This window comes from Jeotgalibaca caeni, assembly GCF_028863945.1.
In the GTDB taxonomy this organism is placed as follows: domain Bacteria; phylum Bacillota; class Bacilli; order Lactobacillales; family Aerococcaceae; genus Jeotgalibaca; species Jeotgalibaca caeni.
Genome location: NZ_JARBEA010000011.1, coordinates 34,110 through 56,812 on the forward strand (window position 1 = coordinate 34,110; position 22,703 = coordinate 56,812).

The window sequence follows — 22,703 nt, forward strand, 5'->3', positions numbered from 1 at the left end:
CGAATTGTGCACCTTCTCGGAAAGGAGAGGACAAGATGGAAGCCGTTCCAATGGAAATTCATGAAATTGCGGAGATGATTGTCACGAGTGTTGGCGGCGGCGAAAACATTAGTAGCATTGTGGCAGGCAAGAGGAACCTTCTATCGATCTCAGTGAAACATTTCGATTACATTTTGAAGCAAGAACTGGAACGTGCATTTTTTATAAATGACTTGGTTTTTGGTTCACACTGGGTAACAATGCATTTAAAGGGTGTTTCAGCTCGCGATGTAGAAATTGCGATTCGACTCTATGAGAATGAACAAAAATCAGTAACCATCATGAATAGAGATGATGGATTTAAATGGCTTGATCTTGTTTTTTCGTATTTACGTACAGTTTTTACTCCTTTGCTATCACTAATTATTGCAGGCGGAATCTTGCAAATCGTTATTATATTATTGATTACTCTGGGTTTCTTTGCTTCCTATACGAATGAGGCTGCGCTTTTTTCTACTATTTCCGGAGCTGTCTATTTCACATTGCCGATCATGCTTGCCTTCTCTGGAGCGAGGCAACAACAAACGAACCCGTATATTTCCGTAGCCATCGCCGGCATCTTATTGCACCCGAATGTTTCCTCTTTTATTTCCGAGATGATTCTAGAAAACTTCCTAGGTTTTTCGCTATTGTCCGAATCCTATACGAATAGTGTCCTCCCGATTTTATTCCTTATCCCATTTCAAGCAAGTATGGAACGCAGTTTACAACGAAGTTTGCCAAATGTGCTTCAACCTCTATTGAAACCTTTTTTGATTCTTGCTGCAGGATTGGGTCTAGGAATTTTTGTTTTTAGTCCGATTATGACCTTGATTGGTAATGCCATTGTCGGTTTACTTCAATATTTGCTTGAAGGAATTCCATGGCTGGCGACAGCCTTAATGGGGGCAGGTGGACCCATTTTTGTTACGATCGGCGCTCACTACTCATTGTTCCCAATGATCAATGAAGCAATCCATACACAGGGGTTTGAAGTGTTGCTGGGGCCAGGAATGTTAGTTATGAATGCAGCACATGCAGGGGTTGCCTTAGCCGTTCTATTGGAGACAACCAAAAAGGAATATCGTGTTTATTCTGGCTCTGCCTTTGTGATGGCTTTGCTTGGAGTCTCACAGCCAACAATTTATGGAATTGAGGTTCTCTTGAAAAAACCATTTCTGGCTGCCATCTTTGGTGGAGGAGCGGGCGGCTTGCTGGCTGGTATCTTGGGGGTAAGAGCTTATAAACTTGTAAATCCTAATCTACTTTCTCTCTCTTCATTTGAGGATGGAAGCGGGAATCTATGGAAGGCACTCTTTTGTATGTTGGTTTCTTTTTTCTTGACATTCTGGTTAACTAAGCAAATGAAATTTGAAGAACCAGCTGATGAAGAAATTAAAATCGCTGCATCTGGAATCGAACAAATTCCCGCTCAAAAGGTCGAATGAATATGGTAAAATGAAAAAACATGGCAACAAAGGAGAGCATAGAGTGAAGAAAATTGAGCAGAGCAGTTTGTTTCTAGCGGAACACATCCATCTTTTTCAATGTCCGGTTTGTCAGCAACCATTTATTGAAACAAAACAACAGGGCATACTTTGTCAAAAAGGACATCAATTTGACTTGGCAAAAAAAGGAACCCTCCATCTCTTGCAAAAGGGTGGACAAAATGAATATGATAAAGCGATGTTGACAAGCCGGAAACAGTTAGCAGATACAGGCTTTTTCCATCCACTCTTAGATGAAATACTGACAATAGTAGGGAGTAAAGAGCGAACGGCTGTATTGGACGTTGGATGTGGAGAAGGATCGCACTTACATTATTTGAACGAACAAGGGTTGGGTGGAGAAAAAATAGGGTTCGATATTTCCAAAGATGCCATTCAATTAGCTGCGAATCATTATTTTGAAGATGCATTTTGGTGTGTAGCAGATTTGGCTCATTCACCTTTTTCAAAGGAGCAGTTTGACCTCATCTTGAACATTTTTTCTCCATCACACTATCAGGAATTTGAACGTTTGTTGAAGCAAGGAGGGCAAGTTGTAAAGGTTGTACCTGACTCTGATTACCTCATGGAATTGCGACAACAATTATACGCTAACGAAGAAAAACAAGCGTATGAGAACAAGGAAGTAGTCAATCGCTTCAAGGAAATATATCCAGATGGTTCTCATCATCATGTAAGGTATGAAGTGCCGTTAACACCAGAGAGTTATGGCTGGTTGCTAGAGATGACTCCACTCTCATGGGGAGCAGATGAAGCAGTCTTAGCGAAAGCGAGCCAAGCGCCATTAGCGTCGATCACTGTGGCAGTTTCCATCCTAGTAGGCACGAAGAAGTGACACAACAAATCGGTTTGTTTTTCTGAAAAGTTGTGACTGTTGGACTTTAAACAGGGTGTTTACAAACAGATGTTATATGTTATACTATTTATATCATTTTGTAAGAGTATCATTGCCATTATACATTATCACAAAATGACCTTATCCAACGTATTGATTCGCTGTGCTTGCCACCGAGTCTATACGTTTTTTTTGTGTCTAAATGCGGAAATGGAATCTTTTTAATTCTTTTTAGAGAATGGTATACTGAAAAGGAGAATCACGTTATGGAGGGGGGAGCACGATGACAACAGCTGCCTTGAAAGCACAAATTATTGAAGCGTGTAAGGAAATTGGAATCGATAAAATCGGCTTTACAACAGCCGATCCATTCGAGTATATGGTTGAGCCGTTATTGGAACAACATGAAAAAGGTCATACAACTGGATTCGAACACCGTGTGTTAGAGGAAAGAATCTATCCAGACCGTATTTTCGATGAGCCAAAATCAATCCTATCCATCTGCTTGGCCTATCCGAGTAAACCGTTAGAGAAACCGGAACGAGTCAAAGGAGAGAGGCGTGGATCATTTGCACGAGCTTCGTGGGGTGTAGATTATCACGATATTTTGCGCGAGAAAATGGATCGTCTGGTTGAATTTATGCAGGAAAAAGTTCCGGAAGCCCGCTTCAAGCCTATGGTTGATACGGGTGAATTAATAGATACGGTGGTTGCCCAACGTGCCGGCGTAGGTTTTATTGGACGGCATGGATTGTTGATTACGGAAGAGTTTGGTTCTTACGTATATCTGGGAGAGATTATTACGGATATTCCCTTTGAGCCAGATCAACCTGGTGTATTTGGGTGTGGAGAGTGTACGCGCTGCGTGACAGCATGTCCAACGGGGGCCATCCTGGGAAACGGTCAACTGAATCCTATTGTTTGCCTGTCTTATCAAACGCAAACAAAAGGAAGCATGCCGGATGAATTTCGTAAGAAAATGGGTCATGTTATTTATGGCTGTGATATTTGTCAGCAAACCTGTCCTTATAATATTGGGAAAGACTTCCATCTGCATCCTGAAATGGAGCCGGAACCAGAACGTGAAACACCACTGCTGCAACCTCTGCTAACCATTTCCAATAAAGACTTCAAGGCTCGTTTCGGTGTGCTGGCTGGTTCGTGGCGTGGCAAGAAGCCCCTTCAACGGAATGCGATTATCGCATTAGCGAATTACCGGGATCGCAGTGCGATTCCAGAATTATTAAAAGTAATGGAACAAGACCCTCGCCCCGTGATTCGAGGTACTGCTGCGTGGGCACTGGGACAAATTGTCCGTAGGCCTAATCCAGAGCTGTTGGAATTCTTCCACGAAAGGATTGAAGCAGAAGAGGACGATGAAGCACGAGTAGAAATGGAAATGGCTTTAGCGAAATTAGAAGAAACAATCGAGTAAAATCGATTTGAAGGAGAAACGTATTCATGACGAATCATATTGTATTATTTGAACCACAAATTCCAGCTAACACAGGAAATATCGCGCGGACTTGTGCAGCGACCAATTCACCGCTTCATTTAATTGAGCCGCTTGGATTCTCAACCGATGATAAGCAATTAAAACGTGCTGGTCTTGATTACTGGCACGATGTAAATATTCACTACCATAAAGATTTAGCAGCTTTCATGGAATTTGTCGGGGAACGCAAGCTGTATTTAATTACCAAATTTGCAGAAAAAACGTATTCAGATGTGGACTATACCGTGGATGAAGACATTTTCTTCATCTTCGGTAAGGAAACAACTGGCTTGCCAGAGAGTTTTATGCAGGAGCAAAAAGAGAACTGTCTGCGAATTCCAATGAACGATGAGCATGTTCGTTCTTTGAATTTATCCAATACAGCTTGTATGATCGTGTATGAAGCATTGAGACAACAAGGCTTCCCGCAGTTGGAACGAAGCCATGTATATGAGGACGATAAACTTAAAAAATAATAGTCGAGGTGACGTATGGGATACCAACTAAATGTTTTTTCAGAGATTGAGCCGCTCGAAACAGTGATGTTAAAACGTCCAGGAGAAGAAATCAATTATTTGATTCCGGATATGATTGAAGAATTACTTTTTGACGATATTCCGTATTTACCTGCTATGCAAGAAGAACACGAAGCCTTTGTGCAAGTGTTAGAAGAGAACGGTGTAGAAGTGCTTTATTTGGATGAACTGGCGATAGAAGCTTACAAGGCTCTAGATGACAAGTCAGCTTTTGTTGAAAAGATGCTAGAAGAGTCCAACTTAGACAGTGTAAAACTGAAGCATCATTTGAGAGAGTACTTCTTAGACATGGATGCGTCGCAGATGATTCAAAAAATGATTGCCGGAGTCAACCGTTCTGAAGTGGATTTTATTCCAGATCATGAGCAAGATGGCTATCCGCTTTTTTTGATGAATCCAATGCCCAATATGTACTTCACCAGAGATGTTGCTTCGGTTATTGGTAATAAGGTGAGTATCAATAATATGATGTATGAAGCTCGCAGCCGAGAAACATTGTTCGTAGAATTGATCATGAAGAAGCATCCTAAATTCCGCTTAACGGATGAAGAAATTCTAGTTAATCGGTATGAAGAAGATTTCAATACAGAAGGCGGCGACATCATTGTCTTAAGTGATAAAGTCGTTGCCATCGGTGTGTCACAGCGGACGAGTTTGGCTGGTGCGAAGGCCATTGCCCAGAAACTATTTTCACGAAATTCGCAATTTGAAAAAGTTCTTGCGATTGAGATTCCGAATGTCCGTGCCATGATGCATCTTGACACCGTATTTACGATGATTAGTCATAATGTCTTCACGCTTCATGCCGGTATTTTTGATTTGGATGGGAACATGAAGATTCATGTCATCGAACCAGGAGTGAACGAGTTACAGGTATCCGTGCAGACTGATCTGGCTGAATCGCTCAAAGAAGCGTTAGGCGAAAAGGAAATCATTATTATTCCGTGCGGCGGTGGACATGAGATTGATGGACCGCGTGAACAATGGAATGACGGTTCCAATACGCTTGCAATTGCGCCAGGGAAAGTAGTGACTTACAACCGTAATGCGGTAACCAATGCGTTATTACGAGAGAACGGGATAGAAGTTTTAGAAATCCCCTCTAGTGAATTATCACGTGGAAGAGGCGGCCCACGTTGTATGAGTATGCCGATTTCACGTAAGAGAATGAACTAATCATATAAAAATCCCCCACCTGTCTGCACATGCGAACGGGTGGGGGATTTTTTAGAAACTGGATTTCTGTTTTGCATACTGGAGGTCACGGTACACCGGAATCATCGAGCGCATTATGCTCTGTGCGTGTGTAGAGTCCAGCGTTTCTTCACTTGGAGCATACATCATTTCTTCTTGAAGCTGAATAAACTGAAGGATGGACGATTGATGAAGAGGTGCTTTTTTCGCAACTTCTAAGAAATATTGACGAAGGGTTTCGTCCTTTTTCTTTGGTTGATCCAACTGGTAGAGACTCAGTATCCATGTAGATTTCTGTCGAACCGTCAGGAACGGCAGCTGGATAAGGAATTCAATCAAGTAAGGATAGAGTTTTCGACGATAGAGATAAACGACAAAGGTCACAACGATGAGGAAGAAGGCAGCGAGTCGAGACCATGTAGATTCTTCCACAACGGTTTCTTCTATTTCATTTTGTTCCGCTGCATCTTCTGTTTCTGTTTGTTCTTCAGCAGCATCTTCCGCTGTCATTGGTTCTGGTTCTTCTTCAGCAACTTGCTCCTCCGGCAAGTCAATGGGATCGGTTGGAGAAACGCCTTGGTTATTGATGATTTCATCTGTTAACGGCTGATTGAAGGCCGGAGTAGGCTCAAAAGGAATCCATCCGTATTCTGGGAAGTAAACTTCTGGCCAAGAGTGTGCATTCGCATTCAGTATTTCATAGAAAATTTCCCCATTTTCATCGGTTTGTTGCGTGCCTCCATTGAAACCTTTGGCCCAGCGTGTAGGGACTCCAGCCATTCTTGATAGAACAACCATGGCGGTAGAGAAGTTATCACAGTAGCCCACGCGTGATTCAAATAAGAAATGGTCCACATATTCTGCATCTGGCGGAAGGTGGGAAGCTTCTCTCAAACTATAGCGCAAGCCGCTTTCGGAGCGTAAATAGTTCTCAATGGCTCGTACTTTTTCATAAGGGAGAGTCATCCCGTCTGTAAGTTCTGCAGCTAACTCCCAAACACGATCAGGGATGTTATCAGGGAGCTGTAAGTATTGATTCACTGAATCCAGTTCTCGATTCGTATAAGTAAGTTCACTTAATAAAGAAAAATCAAGGTCTTGGTCAGCAACTGTTACTTCATAAGAGTCAGGAGCATCTCCACCTTGATATTGCAGTTGCATGCTGGGGGCTAACAAGTTGAAATCCCCTTCTTCAATCTGCAAATCAAGCATCTGATAGGTATAAGGAAAGTAGTCGAACTCTTCAACTCGATCAACCTGAATCGTGACACGTTCTTCGGCTTCAATAGGTGTGAACGCATACTCGATGATAGTGGAGAAGTCTTCAAATACCCTCTCCCAACCTTGGCGTGTATAATATTCTTTGGTAGAAATCCGCCAATAATGGGGCGAATCATCGTAGGCTCGAAAGACGGGGTCGAAGTTTTGTTGCACGGGTCCACCGAGCTGTGCATCATTTTCTCCATACCCCATTCGCCGTAAGCCGCCTCCGGACGTGTAATAATCGATAAAATCAAACACACCCATCATTTCCAATCGTTGTTGATAGTTGCGGGAGCGGTTCTCCACCCATTGCTGTTGTGGGACTAAATTTTCTGTTGCCCATAGTGCGCCTTGGGTAAAAAGGTAGCCGGCAGAGGTCACAACTGAAAAAGAAAGAAGAGCTTGCTTCCACCCATTATGAACCGAAACTTGGGAAATCCCGAGCAGCAGTGCACTTAACCCAATCACTCGAACGACATAAGGAAAGAAATCATATTGGGTAAAGGTATGCAGAATCATTAAATATACGATACAGGTCAAGACGATAAGAGTCGGTCTCTTCTTGTTGATAAGAAAATAAGTAGCAAAGGAAAAAAGGATGAAGACGAAGATTAATGCAATATTTGTAGGAAATATTGCCAGATCTCCTTGGAAAAATTGTCCAATCGCTCGCGACAAATGCTCATACTGCGTTGTAATCCAGTCGATCCCTCTCGCTTCAATAGGGAAATATGCTTGGTAGGCATAGATAAGAAGGGCGAGTTGGAGCGGAAGCCACAAAAACCAAAGGGGAACCAATACCGCAAGAAGGGAAGTTAAAACTGCGAACCATTCGAAAGGACGAGCTTGTTCGAATTGATTTAAAGGGATAAACAATTGAATAATGGGATGGAAGAGATAAAAATTAACAACCGCTAAAATGATTTTCTGACTAAAGGTAATCCAAAAGCTTTTACGGCTTTTCATTAGGGATTACTCACCTCCCTCTGGATAATATCAAGCTCTGAAAAGGCAATAATCGGTTCCGTACGGGCTTGCTTCATGCGCTCGATGAGGGAGCTTTCAGCAATGCCGATCGTGAATCCACCGGTTACCTTTGTATGTTGCCATGCATGCAGAAGTTTTTCTTCGTCTCGGGTAGGTTCAATGGTCAAGAAAGCTTCTAAAACATCTTGTTGACCAAACGTACCTTCAAAAGAACCAATTAAAACAAAGCGAACTTGAAACTGATCGCGCAAACCAACGAATAAGGAATAGGTAAGACGCAAGAGGACCTCAAACGAAGGAGAAGTCCCGCCCATAAAGAGAAGCGTAATGGTAGGCTGAATCTCTTTTTCATATTCCTTTACCATCAATTTATTTTTACGGGAACTACTCTTCCAATCCACGTGTTTCATGGCATCTTGCGGAATATATTCCCTAATTTGGCGGAATTCTGCTGCATTCGACTTTATATAGCGTTTCAAGTAAGGATTGCCAAGAATTTTATTTATATAAGTATGGCGATCTTTGGGGGCAAAGGGTTCGGGATAAATATCAAAAGCAACGGGAATCTTTTTCGAGGAGTAATGTGTAAAAAAACCAAAATAGTCTCTGCCCCATGTTTCAAGACGAACGAGAGAGTAGCGTCCTCTAGGCAGTTGTAAGTTATGGAGATGAATCGTCAACTGATTACGAAAGAGAGGAAAGAGTTTTTCTTCCAGTTGCATATCCTTCAATGTAACCCGCGCTGTTATTTCAGGAATCAAAATAGGCAAGTAGAACCGGGTCCGAGCTTGGAGGATGAATTCTTTTTTGTAATCAAGTTGATTGCGGAGGTTTACTTCCGCTTTTCCAAATGAAAGAAGGGTAGTGAGAAATGCGACTAGTAAAAGCAAAGAGAAAAAGAGGAGGATAAACCAAGAAGTATTTCCGGGAAATGCCATCGTATAGAGAAAAAGGGTAAAGCAAAATAAAGTCACTGTTATACGATTAGCAATTTTCCGAATCCAAATTCTTTTCATTCGTTTACCTCCTTATTGGGGGTGACACGCGTTTCAGTAACGCTTGAATGGCTTCATCCGTTTGTTGGGAAGAGTAGGAGTCATAAAATAGAATACGATGGCGATACACGGCAGGAAGCACCGCTTTGATGTCATCCGGGATAACGTAGCTACGTCCATCGAGTAATGCATAAGCTTTGGCTGCTATTACACAAAATTGATTTCCGCGAGGACTGATTCCCAAACGAATATGGGCAGAAGAACGAGTCAGATTCCCTAAATCAACTACATACTGAAGTAAGGATTCTTCGATATGGATGCGGGGTACACTTGCCTTCAATTGTAAAAAAGATTCCAGCGGCAAAATAGGTTCTAAATCTTGCAGAGCCATCATCTGGTTTGGAGCAGCCAACATTTCAACTTCTTGTTTTTGATTCGGATAACCGAGCGAGAGCTGCATCAGGAAACGGTCTAACTGTGCTTCCGGAAGTGGATAAGTACCTTCGTATTCAATTGGATTCTGGGTAGCCAGCACAAAAAACGGCTGGGGCAATTGATACGTAATGCCGTCACTCGTAACTTGTTGCTCCGCCATAGCTTCCAGCATTGCGGCTTGCGTACGAGGAGAGGTCCGATTAATCTCATCTGCTAGGACAATCGAAGAAAAGATAGGGCCTTTTCGAAAGACAAAGTTGTCTTGACCGGAACGCGGCATAGAGAATCCAACGATGTCACTCGGAACAAGGTCTGGAGTAAACTGAATTCTTGAGAAGTCGGCGCCTAAACATTTTGCGATTGTTTTTACTAATAGTGTTTTCCCTACACCTGGAATGTCTTCAAATAAAACATGTCCACCGGCTAACATAGCTGTAAGGGTTAACTTTGTGACTTCTTCTTTTCCTATGATAATTTGTCCAACCGTACGAAAAAGACGGTGTATTTGTTCAACCGCTCGAAGTTCTTCCTGTGTCAGTGGCATAAGGCTCCTCCTTATTGGCTTGATAGTGTTATTATACCGTTAATATTCTTAAATTTATAAAAAAGTGCATAGAATAGCCTTTTTAAGCGCATAAATTAAATCATGGAATCGTTTCAGAAAAAGGTTATAATAGAATTATTATTTGATGAGAAAGGGTTGAAGAAATGACAGTTGAGTCACCTTTTTACGCATTACAAAATGGATCAGATATTCGAGGCATTGCGATTGCAATGCCACAAAATGAGGTAACCTTAACAGAAGAACGTGTTACCAAAATCGGCTCTGCTTTTTTAACATGGTTAAGGGAAAAAGGAACCTCTAAAGAAAATAAAACAATAAAAATCGCCATCGGTCAAGATAGCCGCCTGTCAGGAGATGCATTAAAACAGGCCCTCATAAAAGGAATGGAACAAGCATCGGTAGAAATCATTGATTGTGGTTTGGCTACCACTCCTGCGATGTTTATGGCAACCGTTTATCCAGAATTTCAAGTAGATGGTTCCATCATGATTACAGCAAGTCATCTACCTTATGAATACAATGGCTTGAAGTTCTTCACTGCTGCTGGCGGAGCAGAACATGAAGATATTGAACGGATTTTAGAACTTGCGACAGAGGTAGAAGTTCGCCATATGGAATCCATAGCAATGATTACCCGCCAAGATTTGTTAAGCGTGTACGCAGCTGACTTAGTCGAGAAAATTCGCAAGGGAATTTCAAACAGTGTGAATCCAGAAAAACCGCTCACAGGACGGCATATCATTGTGGATGCAGGTAATGGTGCAGGCGGCTTTTTCGTCGAACAAGTCCTACAACCGCTCGGTGCTGACACAACCGGTAGCCAATTTTTGGATCCAGATGGTCAATTTCCGAATCATGAACCGAACCCGGACAACAAAGAAGCAATGAAGAGTTTGAAGCAAGCTGTTCTGGACCATCAAGCAGATTTAGGAATTATTTTTGATACGGACGTGGATCGTTCTGCATTAGTTGACCACACAGGACAATCCTTCAATCGTAATAATTTGATTGCACTGATTTCAGCAATTCTCTTAGAAGAAGAACAAGGTGCAACGATTGTTACTAATTCTGCGACTTCACAGCACCTGGAGACGTTTATCGAAGCGTTAGGCGGGAAGCAAGACCGTTACTTGACCGGTTACCGAAATGTGATTAATCGGGCAATCGAACAAAACAAAGCAGGCGTTCATGCGGTCCTTGCAATCGAAACAAGTGGGCATGCTGCCTTGAAAGAGAATTACTTCTTGGACGACGGAGCGTATCTAATAGCAAAAATTCTAATGGCAGATGCCATGCTTCTTACTGAAGGGAAAACGATTGGCGACTTGATTGCTTCTCTTGGTCAGCCAGCTGAAACAATAGAATACCGATTTGTGATTATCGAAGAACCCATTTTTGAGAATGGACATCAAATCATCGAGCGCTTCAAACAATACTTGGCTGGGAAAGAACATTTATCCCTGGTTACTGACCATTTGGAAGGGGTACGTTGCAACTTTAACGGACCATACGGTGAAGGGTGGTTTATCGTACGGATGAGCTTGCACGAACCATTGTTGGTTTGGACGATTGAAAATGACTACCAAAATAAAATTACTTCATTAGTGGAGGAATTGCTTCCGTTCTTCTTGGAACAAAAAGAATTGGATCATGAGAATATTATCAAAAAATAACCCATAAAGGAGATGCAAAGATGGCAGTACCAACCATTGTTTTACCAAACGGAGTGGAAATCCCACAAATTGGGCTAGGGGTATTCTTAATGGAAGATCCAGATGAAACGAGCTGGGCAGTAAAGCATGCCGTTTATACCGGGTATCGCCATTTTGATACAGCAGCTATTTATGGAAATGAAGAAGTTTTAGGCACTGCTTTGAAAGAGAGCGGCCTAATCCGAGAACAACTATTCATTACTTCTAAGTTATGGAACAATATGCAGGGATATGAAAAAACAAAGCTCGCATTAGAAGAAACATTGGCTAAGCTGGGCACAGACTATTTGGATTTGTACTTGATTCATTGGTATGGCTTAGATGTAAAGGGTAGTTGGCTGGCGATGGAGGAGTTATACGAAGCAGGGAAAATCAAAGCGATCGGCGTTTCGAATTTTACCATTGATCATTTGGAAAGTATGAAAGAATATGCTACCATCAAGCCGATGATTAATCAAGTAGAAACGCACCCGTACTTCCCTCAAGATGAATTGCGGGAGTATATGCAAAACGAAGGAATTGTTCATGAAGCATGGGGGCCTCTCAGCCAAGGGAAAACCGACTTATTGCTGCATCCTGTTCTCCAAAGCATCGCTGACAAATATCAAAAAACTACAGCGCAAATTGTCTTGCGCTGGCACGTAGAAAGAGGCACGGTGATTATTCCAAAATCGGTACATCCCGGACGTATTTCTGAAAATTTTGCGATTACTGACTTTACTCTGACTGAAGAAGATATGCAAGAAATAGCTACCATCAATATGGAAACAAGATTCGGACGCATTCCAAACGATCACGAATTTATCGAACGAACATCTAAGGGATAAGAAAACCGCTTAGGAATCTCTAACTGGAGACTCTTAAGCGGCTATTTTATTGATTATGTTTCATCGTTTTCTGTTTCGTTGTTTTTAGAATCTTGAATAAAAACATCAATGATTTCAATTGAATTTTTTTCTTTTTGAATCACTTTGAATAACGTATTTTCAAAGTGAACGTCTTGTCCTACTTTGATATCATATTTTTCATTCAAAATCCAACCGCCGATGGTATCGACATTCTCTTCTTCAATGTTCAGGCCAAAGACTTCGTTGACGTCATCAATTAACATCCGAGCCCGAATGCGGAAGTGGTTGGGTCCCAATTTGATAAAGTCAGCCGGCTCTTCCGTCTCATAATCATCCGAAATATCTCCTACAATTTCTTCAATAATATCTTCCATGGAGACAAGTCCGCTTGTTCCACCGTACTCATCAATTAAAATGGCTAACTGGTTCCGTTCCTTTTGCATCTTCACCAATAAGTCTTTAATCGGCAATGTTTCAATGACCGTGATGATTGGTCGTAAGTAGTCTTGTACATGGAATTGGTCGGTTGTTTGATTTTGGATGGCTTCGATATACGCCGCAAAAATTTCTTTGGTATTAATAATACCCAGTACATTGTCCTTGTCATCCTCAACGACAGGATAGCGGGTATACTTTTCTTTTTGCACAATGCGAGCAATTTCTTCTAACGTGTCATCTGCCCAGACAACTGCCATTTCTCGGCGCGGCACCATGATTTCACGAGCCATGCGTTCATCGAAATTAAAGACATTTTCAACAAATTGATATTCTTCATGATTAATTTCACCGCTCTTCAAACTTTCGCTCATGATGAGGCGCAATTCCTCTTCAGAGACAAAGTCATCCGATTCAGAATAAGTTGTAAAGCCCAGTGCTTTTGAAATGCCATTCGCCGTCCGGTTCAAAACAAAAATAAGCGGGTACATCACACGGTACCAAATTTGGAGCGGACGAGCAATGCGAAGTCCTAGTTGTTCCGTTTTCGTGATTGCAATATTCTTCGGCACTAATTCCCCAATAATAACTTGAATCGCTGTCAAAATCGTAAAGGAAACAATAAACGACAAGATAGTCGCAACTTGATCCGGAATGTTAAAATTAGCAAATAAATCATCAAACAGCCGCTTGAAGGTAGGATCCCCTAACCAACCAAGCGCAAGGGACGTGATGGTTACACCTAGTTGTGTTGCCGACAAATAGCTGTCTAATTTGACGGTCATATTTTTTAATACTTTTGCTTTTTGGTCGCCGTTTTCCACTAAAAAATCAAGTCTGGAAGGGCGAATCCGGACTAACACATATTCAGACATTACGAAAAAAGATGCGATTAATAAAATAACAAAAAATAATAGTAAACCTGCTGAAATACTCATTTTAATTGCTCATTCGAAAATGAGCTTCACCTCCTATGATGGTTATTCCTTGATGGAATCTACACAGGGAAGCTTTTGGTTTTTTTCAAAAGAAGATTGGAAGCGACCAAAAGAATTCCTGTATGGATTAGTCTTTTGGTCTACTGAGAACTGCCGTCTGAGATACTCTGTCCCAATGGAATCACCAACCTTTTCATTGTGTGTCTCATTAACTTCATTTGCAGCCTAAAAAAGCGCTAACTGAAATGAGCTTATGATAAAATTATAAATTAATTTCAATGTTTTGCAATCCTTAGAAATATTTAACTCATTTTTCTTGCGTTTGCCGTATACTAGTAGAGGATGAAATAGGACTTTAGTTGGTTATCATAGAAAATTACATTTGTTATACTGCAATAAATTGGGATGGTTGGAAAGATGAAAGGTGAATGCGATGAAAGAAGATATAAAAGTAAAACTTCAAAGATGGTTTCAACGTCTGCGAATCAATCTAAGAAACTTTTGGCGTAAGTATCGAATCAATAAACTTATTATTTTGCTGGGATTAATTACTGTTTTCATTACGAGCAGCTACTTGGTTTACTTGGCCAAAACAGCAGATGTAGAAAACTTGAAAACTGGTTTGCAGCAAACTACTGTCATTTACGATCGGTACGGCGAAGAAGCAGGGGAATTTTATTCCCAAAAAGGAACCTTTGTCACCATTGATGAGATTTCAACGAATATTCAAGAAGCTGTTGTTTCTACAGAAGATAAACGTTTCTATACACATAAAGGAGTCGATCCAATCGGAATCGGACGGGCTGCCTTGGGGTACATCATAAACCGCGGGAATATTGTTGGAGGGGGATCAACCTTAACCCAACAGTTGGCAAAAAATGCGTATCTGACATTGGATCAGACATTGGTAAGGAAAGCGAAAGAATTATTCCTTGCTTTTGAAATTGAGAAACAATATGAAAAAGATGAAATTTTAGAAATGTATTTGAATAATTCCTATTTTGGTAATGGAGTGTGGGGAGTAGAAGATGCCTCCCAAAAATATTTTGGGAAGTCTGCCTCTGAAGTTACGCTGGCAGAAGGTGCTGTCTTGGCTGCCATCCTAAAAGCACCAAGTTACTACAATCCGATTGATGAATATGAAGAAAGTATAGGCCGACGTGATTTAATTCTTCAACTGATGGCAGATAATGGATTCATTGACCAATCGACAGCAGATGCTGCTATTTCCGAAGATATTTATTTGAATGATACCTATGCTTCTAACAGCAGCTACAACTATCCATACTACTTTGATGCAGTAATTGAAGAAGCAATCAATGTGTATGAGCTAGATGAAGAAGATATCTTAAATAAAGGGTATCAGATTTATACAGGATTAGATCAACAGTATCAGCAACAAATGGATTACACGTATGAGACTGCGTATTTTGCAGATGCAGCAGATGGCACCTTGCTTCAGAGTGCGTCCGTTGCGATCGAGCCGTCAACGGGGGATGTACTTGCTATTGTAGGAGGCCGCGGAGAGCATATGTTCCGTGGGTTCAATCGTGCGACTCAAGCAAGCTTGCCGCCAGCTTCGACGATTAAACCACTGGCAGTTTACACGCCTGCTCTAGAAGAAGGTTATGAACCAGACTCGATGGTTTTAGATGATGACACGTTGACGTACGGACCAACCGAATATCAAATGACAAACTACGATCAATATAGTATGTATGGAGAAATCCCGATGTATCAAGCCATTGCAGAAAGTAAAAATACAACAGCTGCCTATTTACTAGATAAGTTAGGGATTGAAAAAGGGATTAAGCAGTTAGAAGAATTCGGTATTCCAGTACGCGAAGAAGACCGAGAACTAGGGGACATTGCGTTAGGCGATATGGATGGCGTCTCTCCTTTACAAATGGCGAGTGCTTACGCAACCTTTGCTAATCGCGGTGTTCAAGCTGAACCACGTTTTATTACGAAAATTGTAGATTCAACTGGCGCAGTCATTGTCGATAATACAAAACCAAAGACAAAACGGATTGTGTCAGAAGAAGTAGCGAAAGATATGACGAGTATGCTGATGGAAGTTTACGCACCAGGTGGAACTGGATATGGAGCTCACCCATATAATGGAATGCTTGTAGCTGGGAAAACAGGAACTTCAGAAGCAGTAGGAGAAAATGGCAAATACGACCGGACGAAGTGGATGATTGCTTATACACCAGACGTCAGTGTCGCAACTTGGATTGGTTTCGATGAATCGGATGAAGCATATAATGTCAGCGATATTGGCATGATGTTTTATAATCTATTTAGTGCTGAAATGGGCAACTTGCTCAGCGTGAGCCCGCAAACTGAATTTACAATTGCTAGCGCCGGAGAAGCAGACGGCGAAGGCAACGCTGTTGATTGGTCGGACCGCATCAATGGTATTGTTGACGAGGTAACAGAATTTGGTTATAAGGTGGAAGAAAAGGCGATTGAATTCTTCGACTGGGCGAATGGATTATTCAACTGATGATTTGAAAAGTACTGCATCGTTTGGTACCTTAGTAGAGATAAATATTGAACAGACGGGAGTTAATAAGAATGAAATTTACAGATACAGGATTTTGGATTTCCAAAGAGGGAAACGAATATACCATTGGCTTGTCTGAAAAAGGACAAGATGATTTAGGGGAAGTAGGATTTGTTAGCTTAGCAACAGAAGAAGCACTAACAACAGAGTCGGTTTTATTATCGGTTGAAGCTGCAAAAGCAGTATCTAGTCTTCCAGCCCCACTAGCAGGGAACGTTGTTCGTTACAATATGGAATTAGAAGACAACCCAGAGTATTTGAACAGTCCTGAAGCGACCAAAAATTGGATTGCAGTTCTAACAGATGTGAACGAAGCAGAGTACCATGCCTTGAATGATGAATCTGGTTTAGCTGAATAAGCAAATAGCGAGGTTGGGACAAAAGTTCCAACCTCTTTCCTTTTTATTGATAATCGTTGCGATAGCTTTCCCGCTTTTCATCCTATCGCAACGAAAGGACTCGTTCCGTTGCGATAGGAGAGACTATTCGCGCCCTATCACAACGCTAACGGTTTTTACGTTGCGATAGCGCAACTTTTTCTCGCTCTATCGCAACAGAAAATTGACGTCGCGCCAATAGTGACTTTCTTCAAGGTAACAAAGCTGGAAAATGCGAAAAACCCATTACGACAGCTATTTTTTTTAGAAATAAAACGAACGTACTTTCGTTTTATTTCTGGTAATACAAATCTATAAATGGTATGATAAGAGAAGAAAACAGCAAAGGAATGAAGACATGAAAAACATTTATGATATTGCTTATGACTTAGAGAAAGCATTGCGTGAGCAACCTGCTTTTATTACGTTAACAGAGGCATACCAAAAAATCCAAGAAAACGAAGAAGCTTCTCAACTTTTTAGTGAATTTTCTGGCTTGCAACAAGAACTTCAAATGAAACAAATGAGCGGTCAAGAAATCTCTGATGAGGATATTGCTCATGCACAAGAAGTAGCAGGTCGTGCTTCACAAGACGAATTGATCCAACAAATGATGAGCGCAGAGCAACAACTCAGCGTAGTTATTGAAGACATCAACAAAATCATCATCAAGCCACTACAAGAAATGTATGCAGGGAACAATCCAACTCAAGAATAAAATGAAATAAAAGTGCTTTGTCTGTTGCTGTTACAAAGCTGGTTATACTGTCCATTTTCTCAGCGAGTTGCTGGTGGCTGGATATGGACCAGTTTTTCAGGGGAGGCAAAGCTTTTTTGTGTTTCATACGAAAGGGGGCATTTGGGTGATTCGTTTTATTCATACAGCGGATTTGCATATAGACAGCCCATTCAAGGGACTGAAGCAGGTGCATCCGGTACTCTTTGAATCCATTTATCATTCTACTTTTGACTCATTTCATCGAATTGTTTCCGTTGCAATTGAAAGTGAAGTTGATTTTCTCCTAATCAGTGGGGATATTTACGATGAAGAGAACCAAAGTGTGAAGGCACAGGCCTTTTTCCGCAAAGAAATGAAACGGCTGGAAGAAGTGTCGATCCCAGTCTATCTACTGCACGGAAATCACGACTTTATGGGACGCGAAACTGAAACGCTGCGCATACAAATGCCAAAAAATGTGCATATTTTTGGCGTAGAGCCGGAAACAAAGGAATTCATCTCGACCTCCAATGAGAAGGTAGCCCTTACTGGGTTCAGTTATCCAACAAGGTGGGTAAGGGAACGAATGATTGAGCAGTACCCATCTCGTTATAAAGAAGTAGATTTCCATTTGGGAATGTTGCATGGATATATGGAAGGGTCTGGAGCTCGTGAAGGGGTTTATGCACCTTTTACACTGGAAGACTTGCTGACACGGCAATACGATTACTGGGCACTGGGGCATATCCATAAACGTGCCGTTCTCCATTCAGCGCCACCTGTCATTTATCCAGGTAATATCCAGGGAAGAAATCCTAATGAAGGAGAGGGAAAGGGAGCATACTTGGTCACCTTGCAGAAAGGAATGACAAGTAAGGTTGAATATTTCGAGACAGCTCCGATTATTTGGCGAGAACGAACCCTCGATTTGAATGGAATTACTAGTTTGGAAGGACTATATGGCAGCATCCTAGAGGCAATGGAGGAAGCGGCTGAAGGAGAGCGAGATGTATTGCTGTCTCTTCAGTTAACTCAATATCAAGGACTCTCTTCAGATGTGATTACCCGCATCGAAGACGGGGATCTATTAGAGGGGCTAAATCAAACAGAGAAACAACCGCTCGTATACATGTATCGGTTAAGTCTCGTAGCTCAAAAAGAACGACTACTCTTCAAATATGATGAGAAAATGCAACAAAGCTTCGAACGCAGCAGACAAGACTTCATGCAGGAAGAAAGATTCAAGGCTGTACTCCAAGATTTGTATAAGCATCAAACCATTCGCACTAAATTCAGTAAATTAATTGAAGAAGAAGCGTTTAGAGAAGAAATTATGCAAGCAGCAGAAAACCAGTTAATGGAAGACATTGCTTTTGAAGAAGGGGAAGAGTAGGTTGAAGATTGAAAAAATCGAGATATACGGTTACGGAAAGTGGCTGCATAAAGAATTTTCTCATCTGGAGGCAATGCAGATTTTCTTAGGAAACAATGAAGCCGGAAAGAGTACACTCTCTTCCTTCATTCACACGCTGTTCTTTGGCTTCCCCTCTACTCGTAAAAAAGACTTCAATACGTATGTTCCTAAACAAGGAGAAACGTATGGTGGCCGGTTGTTTCTAAGCGGAACACGGTTTGGTGAGGTAATTATTGAGCGCTTGAAGGAACGGAACCGAGGAAAAGCGACTCTTACGTATTCAAACGGGCAACAAGAAGTAATCGATCATTTGGCTTCTTATTTATTAGGGGTGGATGGTGAGACGTACGAGTTGCTCTATACCTTTAAGATTGACCGCTTGCTGGAATTGAATAAGGTGAAAAAAGATGACTTAAATCGTTACTTATTAGGGGTTGGAACGAGTGGCAGCGAGAAGATTTTACAGCTCTCTGACCAATACCGCAAAGACGCTCAAAAAGAATTCAAACCAACAGGGACCATTCCACCACTAAATAAAAAAATTAAAGATACAGAAGAATTAGCGGTGAAATTACAAAAAGCAAAGCAAAAGAATGCGCAATACGAGCAATTATTGTTAGATGCGACTGCTCTGCAAGATCAAATCATGCAAGCCCATACCCATCTGCAAAAGATGGAAACAGACAACAGAGATTTGAGTGAGGCCATTCGCCTGAATGATTATTACCAAGAATGGAATCGTTTAAGCCAGAATATCGAAAGAGTAGATACTTCTATTCTTCCAAAGGATGCGCAGAACCAGTGGGAAAGACTGCAAGGGAAAATTGCAGAGGACCTCTTATTGCAAACGAGCCTGCAGCAACAAATGAAAACAGAGCAAAAAATAGCCGAAGACTATTCCCATGCAGAGTGGTATCAAGCAACCAAAAAAGAATGGAATGCGGTCCAGCATGAAGTGGCCTCTATTACCACACAGATGAATCGACAACAGTTCTTGGAACAACAGTTGAAACAAGAAGAAATCGCAATTTTTCTTTTCAAACGCAATTATAGAATTGAAGACCGGGAAACCTTACCTATTCTAGATGAACAAGAAGAACAGGCGGCTCGGGAATTAGTGACAGCGGAACGTCAATTGACAGAGCAACTTGAGCGGCTGCATCAAACTCTGCGGGATTGTGAGAAAAACGTAGATGATTTAGAGATGCGAATTCAAGCAGAAGAAGAGAAACTGGTTCCGGAGCAACAATTTAAGAAGTGGGAACAACTAGCCAAGCAACCGGTAAAAGAAGAGGCAGCCTTGAATAGGAAAATGCCTGTAGGAATCGTAGGTGTACTGCTCGTTGTTGCACTCCTTTCGCTAATACTGTTGCCGGAGTGGCGTCTCTATCTCGCCATTGTGGCAGCAGGTTTACTCGGAGTGATGATTTATCTCTTGAATAAGAAGAAACCAGTGATTGCCGATGAACCTGCAGATTCGTTTTCGATGGACAGCTATATCCAACAAGCAACGCTGCGAGAACGGGTAAGAGAGTGGAAGAAAGAGGAAGAGACAGCACAAGAACGTCTCATTCAAATTCTGAACCAACAAGAGGGACTCGAGACGCAGATGGAACAAGAAAAAGAAAAGCAAGCGCAGTGGTTGGAAGCCATGAACTATCCACCGTATTTTTCCATCGATCGCGTATTGCAAGATCAACCCGCTCTTGCCTTAGCAAATCTAGCAGAGAAACGAACCGAAACTGCCACGGAAATCGAAAAAATTGAAGATGCAGTTGCATCTTGGGAAGAAAAGGCTCGCTTTATTCGCAGCCATTTTGATTTAGAACATCTGGATACAGAAAACTTCCTTCATCAGTTTAATGAATTGCACCAATCGGTTGTGCTGGAAGAAAGTATGGCTAACAACACAAACGATAAAGTCAAAGAATTGAAGGAGCAGTTAAAAGACGTTCATGAACGGCTTCAAACCAATACAGAGAAGCGCCAAAACTTGTTAAAAAATGCTAATGTAGAAACAGAAGCAGAATTTTATGAACTTTTGCATGCCAAAGAAGAACAAACCGAGCAAAAACGGCGGAGAGATTTCTTAGCAGAGCAGCTAGCAGGCAAAGAGACGATTCTAGCCAAATATGCTGATAAAGAGAAGGCAACGAAGAAGCTACAACGAAACCAACAAAAGATAGTAGAACTCTCACAGCAAATAAAAGATTGGCAGAAAAAAGAAATTTCCTTGCAGCATGACATTCATCTTTTGGAAGAAGGGGGCACCTATAGTACCTTGCTCCAAGAATATGCCATGGCCGAAACTGAACTCAGAGATTTAATGATCAGTTGGGGGAAAAAGGTGATTGCTGCTGAATGGCTGGAGGATACGTTGCGTTATGGGAAGGAAGATCGTCTGCCGTATATTTTATCGGATATGACCGAATACTTTAAGCGTCTGACAGATGGTGTATATACCCGGATCGTATTCCAAAAGTCAGGAATAAAAGTACAGCATCAAAATGGAATTGTATACCAACCATACGAATTATCCAAAGGTACAGTTGAACAGTTGTATATTTCTATGCGATTTTCGTTCATTAAAAACACGGCAGATATTGCTAATTTACCCATTTTGATAGATGATGGTTTTGTAAACTTTGATCCGAAGCGCAAGAAGTTGATGTATGAATTGATGAAGGAACTGAGTGAAACAGTACAAGTCTTCTTCTTTACGTTTGACCATACTGTTCAAGGGATGTTCGCCGACAGTCAAGTGCGGGTCCTAGAAGAAACGAGATAATAGAGAGGGGCAGAAACGTGGCTAAAAAAATATACGAGTATAATCTGGATGAACCGTTTGAAATTTTTATGTTAATCAAATCAGCTGACGTACGAAAAGCAAAAAATAATAAACCTTTTATTGCCTTTACTTTCCAAGACAAGAGTGGACAAATTGATGGGAAGTTTTGGGATGCGAAAGAGGAAGACATCGAGCGGTTCTTAGCTGGAACGGTGGTAATGGTTAGCGGGAAGCGTGAAATGTATCAAAACAACCCGCAATTACGAATTACCAAAATGCGTACCGCGCGGGAAGGAGAACCCGTTTCTCCAGAACAATTCATGGAACGAGCTCCTATGCGCACGGAAGAGATGGTTGATGAAATCAACCAGACCCTTTTCCAAATTACGAGCGCTCCAATCAATCGAATTGTACGTTTCATCCTGAACAAGTATCACAAAGCTTTCTTTGACTTTCCAGCTGCGAAACGCCACCACCATGCTTTTCCAGGTGGATTGAGCTATCATACAATTTCTATTTTACGAATGGCAAAAACCGTTGCAGAAAACTATCCAAGTGTGAATACATCCTTATTATATGGGGGAGTCATTCTACATGATATTGGGAAAACGGTAGAATTATCCGGAAGCTTGTCAACCGAGTATACGCTAAAAGGAAACTTGATTGGCCATATCGTTTTGCTGGATGAGGAAATTACCAAGGCGTGTGAAGCGTTGAAAATCAGTGATGATACGGAAGATGTGATTCTCTTGAAACATGTCATCCTCGCTCATCATGGGAAAATGGAATTTGGTTCCCCAGTGGTTCCTCATTTGTTGGAAGCGGAGATTATTCACCATCTCGATAATTTAGATGCATCGATTAATATGATCGATACAGCTCTGCAACGGACTACAGAAGGAACCTTCAGCGAGCGGATTTTTGGTCTCGACAATCGTACGTTCTACAAACCGAATCACCAAAAATTACCAGAATAAAAAAACACCTCTCTACCAATAGACTGACATACTGATTTGAGACAAACATAAAACACCTTCTTAGGCTGCTAATCCTCTGTATTCCAGAGGGGATTG

Annotated in this window: 17 protein-coding genes; 13 read left to right on the forward strand and 4 right to left on the reverse strand. The window is 41.5% G+C overall.

Annotated elements, in window-relative coordinates; all coding sequences use genetic code 11:
• The first annotated feature begins 35 nt into the window (after positions 1–35).
• The 5 genes from PVE40_RS03915 to PVE40_RS03935 all read left to right on the forward strand — a co-directional run bounded on the left by PVE40_RS03915 (position 36) and on the right by PVE40_RS03935 (position 5,568).
• Entirely contained in the window at positions 36–1,466 is a 1,431-nt protein-coding gene (locus PVE40_RS03915) for a PTS transporter subunit EIIC (protein WP_274730576.1), read from the forward strand.
• Between the two features lie 43 nt (positions 1,467–1,509).
• Entirely contained in the window at positions 1,510–2,361 is an 852-nt protein-coding gene (locus tag PVE40_RS03920) for a methyltransferase domain-containing protein (RefSeq protein ID WP_274730577.1), read from the forward strand.
• Positions 2,362–2,644: 283 nt separating this feature from the next.
• Positions 2,645–3,796: a tRNA epoxyqueuosine(34) reductase QueG gene (queG, locus tag PVE40_RS03925; RefSeq protein WP_274730578.1), complete on the forward strand. Its 1,152-nt coding sequence runs from the start codon at positions 2,645–2,647 to the stop codon at positions 3,794–3,796.
• Positions 3,797–3,822: 26 nt separating this feature from the next.
• Positions 3,823–4,332 (forward strand): tRNA (uridine(34)/cytosine(34)/5-carboxymethylaminomethyluridine(34)-2'-O)-methyltransferase TrmL, encoded by a 510-nt coding sequence (gene trmL / locus PVE40_RS03930; RefSeq protein WP_274730579.1) that lies wholly within the window; start codon positions 3,823–3,825, stop codon positions 4,330–4,332.
• Positions 4,333–4,347: 15 nt separating this feature from the next.
• Entirely contained in the window at positions 4,348–5,568 is a 1,221-nt protein-coding gene (locus PVE40_RS03935; protein ID WP_274730580.1) for an arginine deiminase, read from the forward strand.
• A gap of 51 nt (positions 5,569–5,619) precedes the next feature.
• On the opposite strand, the gene PVE40_RS03940 is transcribed toward PVE40_RS03935, so the two are convergent.
• The 3 genes from PVE40_RS03940 to PVE40_RS03950 are packed head-to-tail and all read right to left on the reverse strand — an operon-like array spanning position 5,620 to position 9,810.
• On the reverse strand, positions 5,620–7,815 hold the full coding sequence (locus tag PVE40_RS03940) for a transglutaminase-like domain-containing protein (protein ID WP_274730581.1): 2,196 nt from the start codon (positions 7,813–7,815) through the stop codon (positions 5,620–5,622).
• Entirely contained in the window at positions 7,815–8,852 is a 1,038-nt protein-coding gene (locus PVE40_RS03945) for a DUF58 domain-containing protein (protein ID WP_274730582.1), read from the reverse strand. The genes PVE40_RS03940 and PVE40_RS03945 overlap by 1 nt, the downstream gene beginning before the upstream one ends.
• A gap of 4 nt (positions 8,853–8,856) precedes the next feature.
• Positions 8,857–9,810: an AAA family ATPase gene (locus PVE40_RS03950; RefSeq protein WP_274730583.1), complete on the reverse strand. Its 954-nt coding sequence runs from the start codon at positions 9,808–9,810 to the stop codon at positions 8,857–8,859.
• Between the two features lie 164 nt (positions 9,811–9,974).
• Here PVE40_RS03950 and PVE40_RS03955 point away from each other — a divergent pair, with 164 nt between their 5' ends.
• Entirely contained in the window at positions 9,975–11,504 is a 1,530-nt protein-coding gene (locus PVE40_RS03955; protein ID WP_274730584.1) for a phosphohexomutase domain-containing protein, read from the forward strand.
• Between the two features lie 20 nt (positions 11,505–11,524).
• On the forward strand, positions 11,525–12,370 hold the full coding sequence (locus PVE40_RS03960) for an aldo/keto reductase (RefSeq protein WP_274730585.1): 846 nt from the start codon (positions 11,525–11,527) through the stop codon (positions 12,368–12,370).
• 53 nt (positions 12,371–12,423) lie between these two features.
• Here PVE40_RS03960 and PVE40_RS03965 read toward each other — a convergent pair whose 3' ends face one another.
• Complete coding sequence (locus tag PVE40_RS03965; protein WP_274730586.1) at positions 12,424–13,764, reverse strand: hemolysin family protein; 1,341 nt, start codon at positions 13,762–13,764, stop codon at positions 12,424–12,426.
• 433 nt (positions 13,765–14,197) lie between these two features.
• On the opposite strand from PVE40_RS03965, the gene PVE40_RS03970 reads away from it, so the two are divergent.
• From PVE40_RS03970 to PVE40_RS03995, 6 genes are all read left to right on the forward strand, one after another.
• A complete protein-coding gene (locus PVE40_RS03970; protein WP_274730587.1) occupies positions 14,198–16,273 on the forward strand; it encodes a PBP1A family penicillin-binding protein in 2,076 nt (691 codons plus the stop codon).
• 71 nt (positions 16,274–16,344) lie between these two features.
• Complete coding sequence (locus PVE40_RS03975; protein ID WP_274730589.1) at positions 16,345–16,692, forward strand: glycine cleavage system H family protein; 348 nt, start codon at positions 16,345–16,347, stop codon at positions 16,690–16,692.
• Positions 16,693–17,068: 376 nt separating this feature from the next.
• A complete protein-coding gene (locus tag PVE40_RS03980; RefSeq protein ID WP_274730591.1) occupies positions 17,069–17,428 on the forward strand; it encodes a YlbF/YmcA family competence regulator in 360 nt (119 codons plus the stop codon).
• Positions 17,429–17,573: 145 nt separating this feature from the next.
• Positions 17,574–18,821 carry a metallophosphoesterase family protein gene (locus tag PVE40_RS03985; protein ID WP_274730593.1) on the forward strand — a complete coding sequence of 416 codons (1,248 nt, stop codon included), beginning with the start codon at positions 17,574–17,576 and terminating at the stop codon, positions 18,819–18,821.
• A 1-nt stretch (position 18,822) separates the two neighbouring features.
• On the forward strand, positions 18,823–21,630 hold the full coding sequence (locus tag PVE40_RS03990) for an ATP-binding protein (protein WP_274730595.1): 2,808 nt from the start codon (positions 18,823–18,825) through the stop codon (positions 21,628–21,630).
• Positions 21,631–21,698: 68 nt separating this feature from the next.
• Positions 21,699–22,607 (forward strand): 3'-5' exoribonuclease YhaM family protein, encoded by a 909-nt coding sequence (locus PVE40_RS03995; RefSeq protein ID WP_274730597.1) that lies wholly within the window; start codon positions 21,699–21,701, stop codon positions 22,605–22,607.
• Positions 22,608–22,703 lie beyond the last annotated feature (96 nt).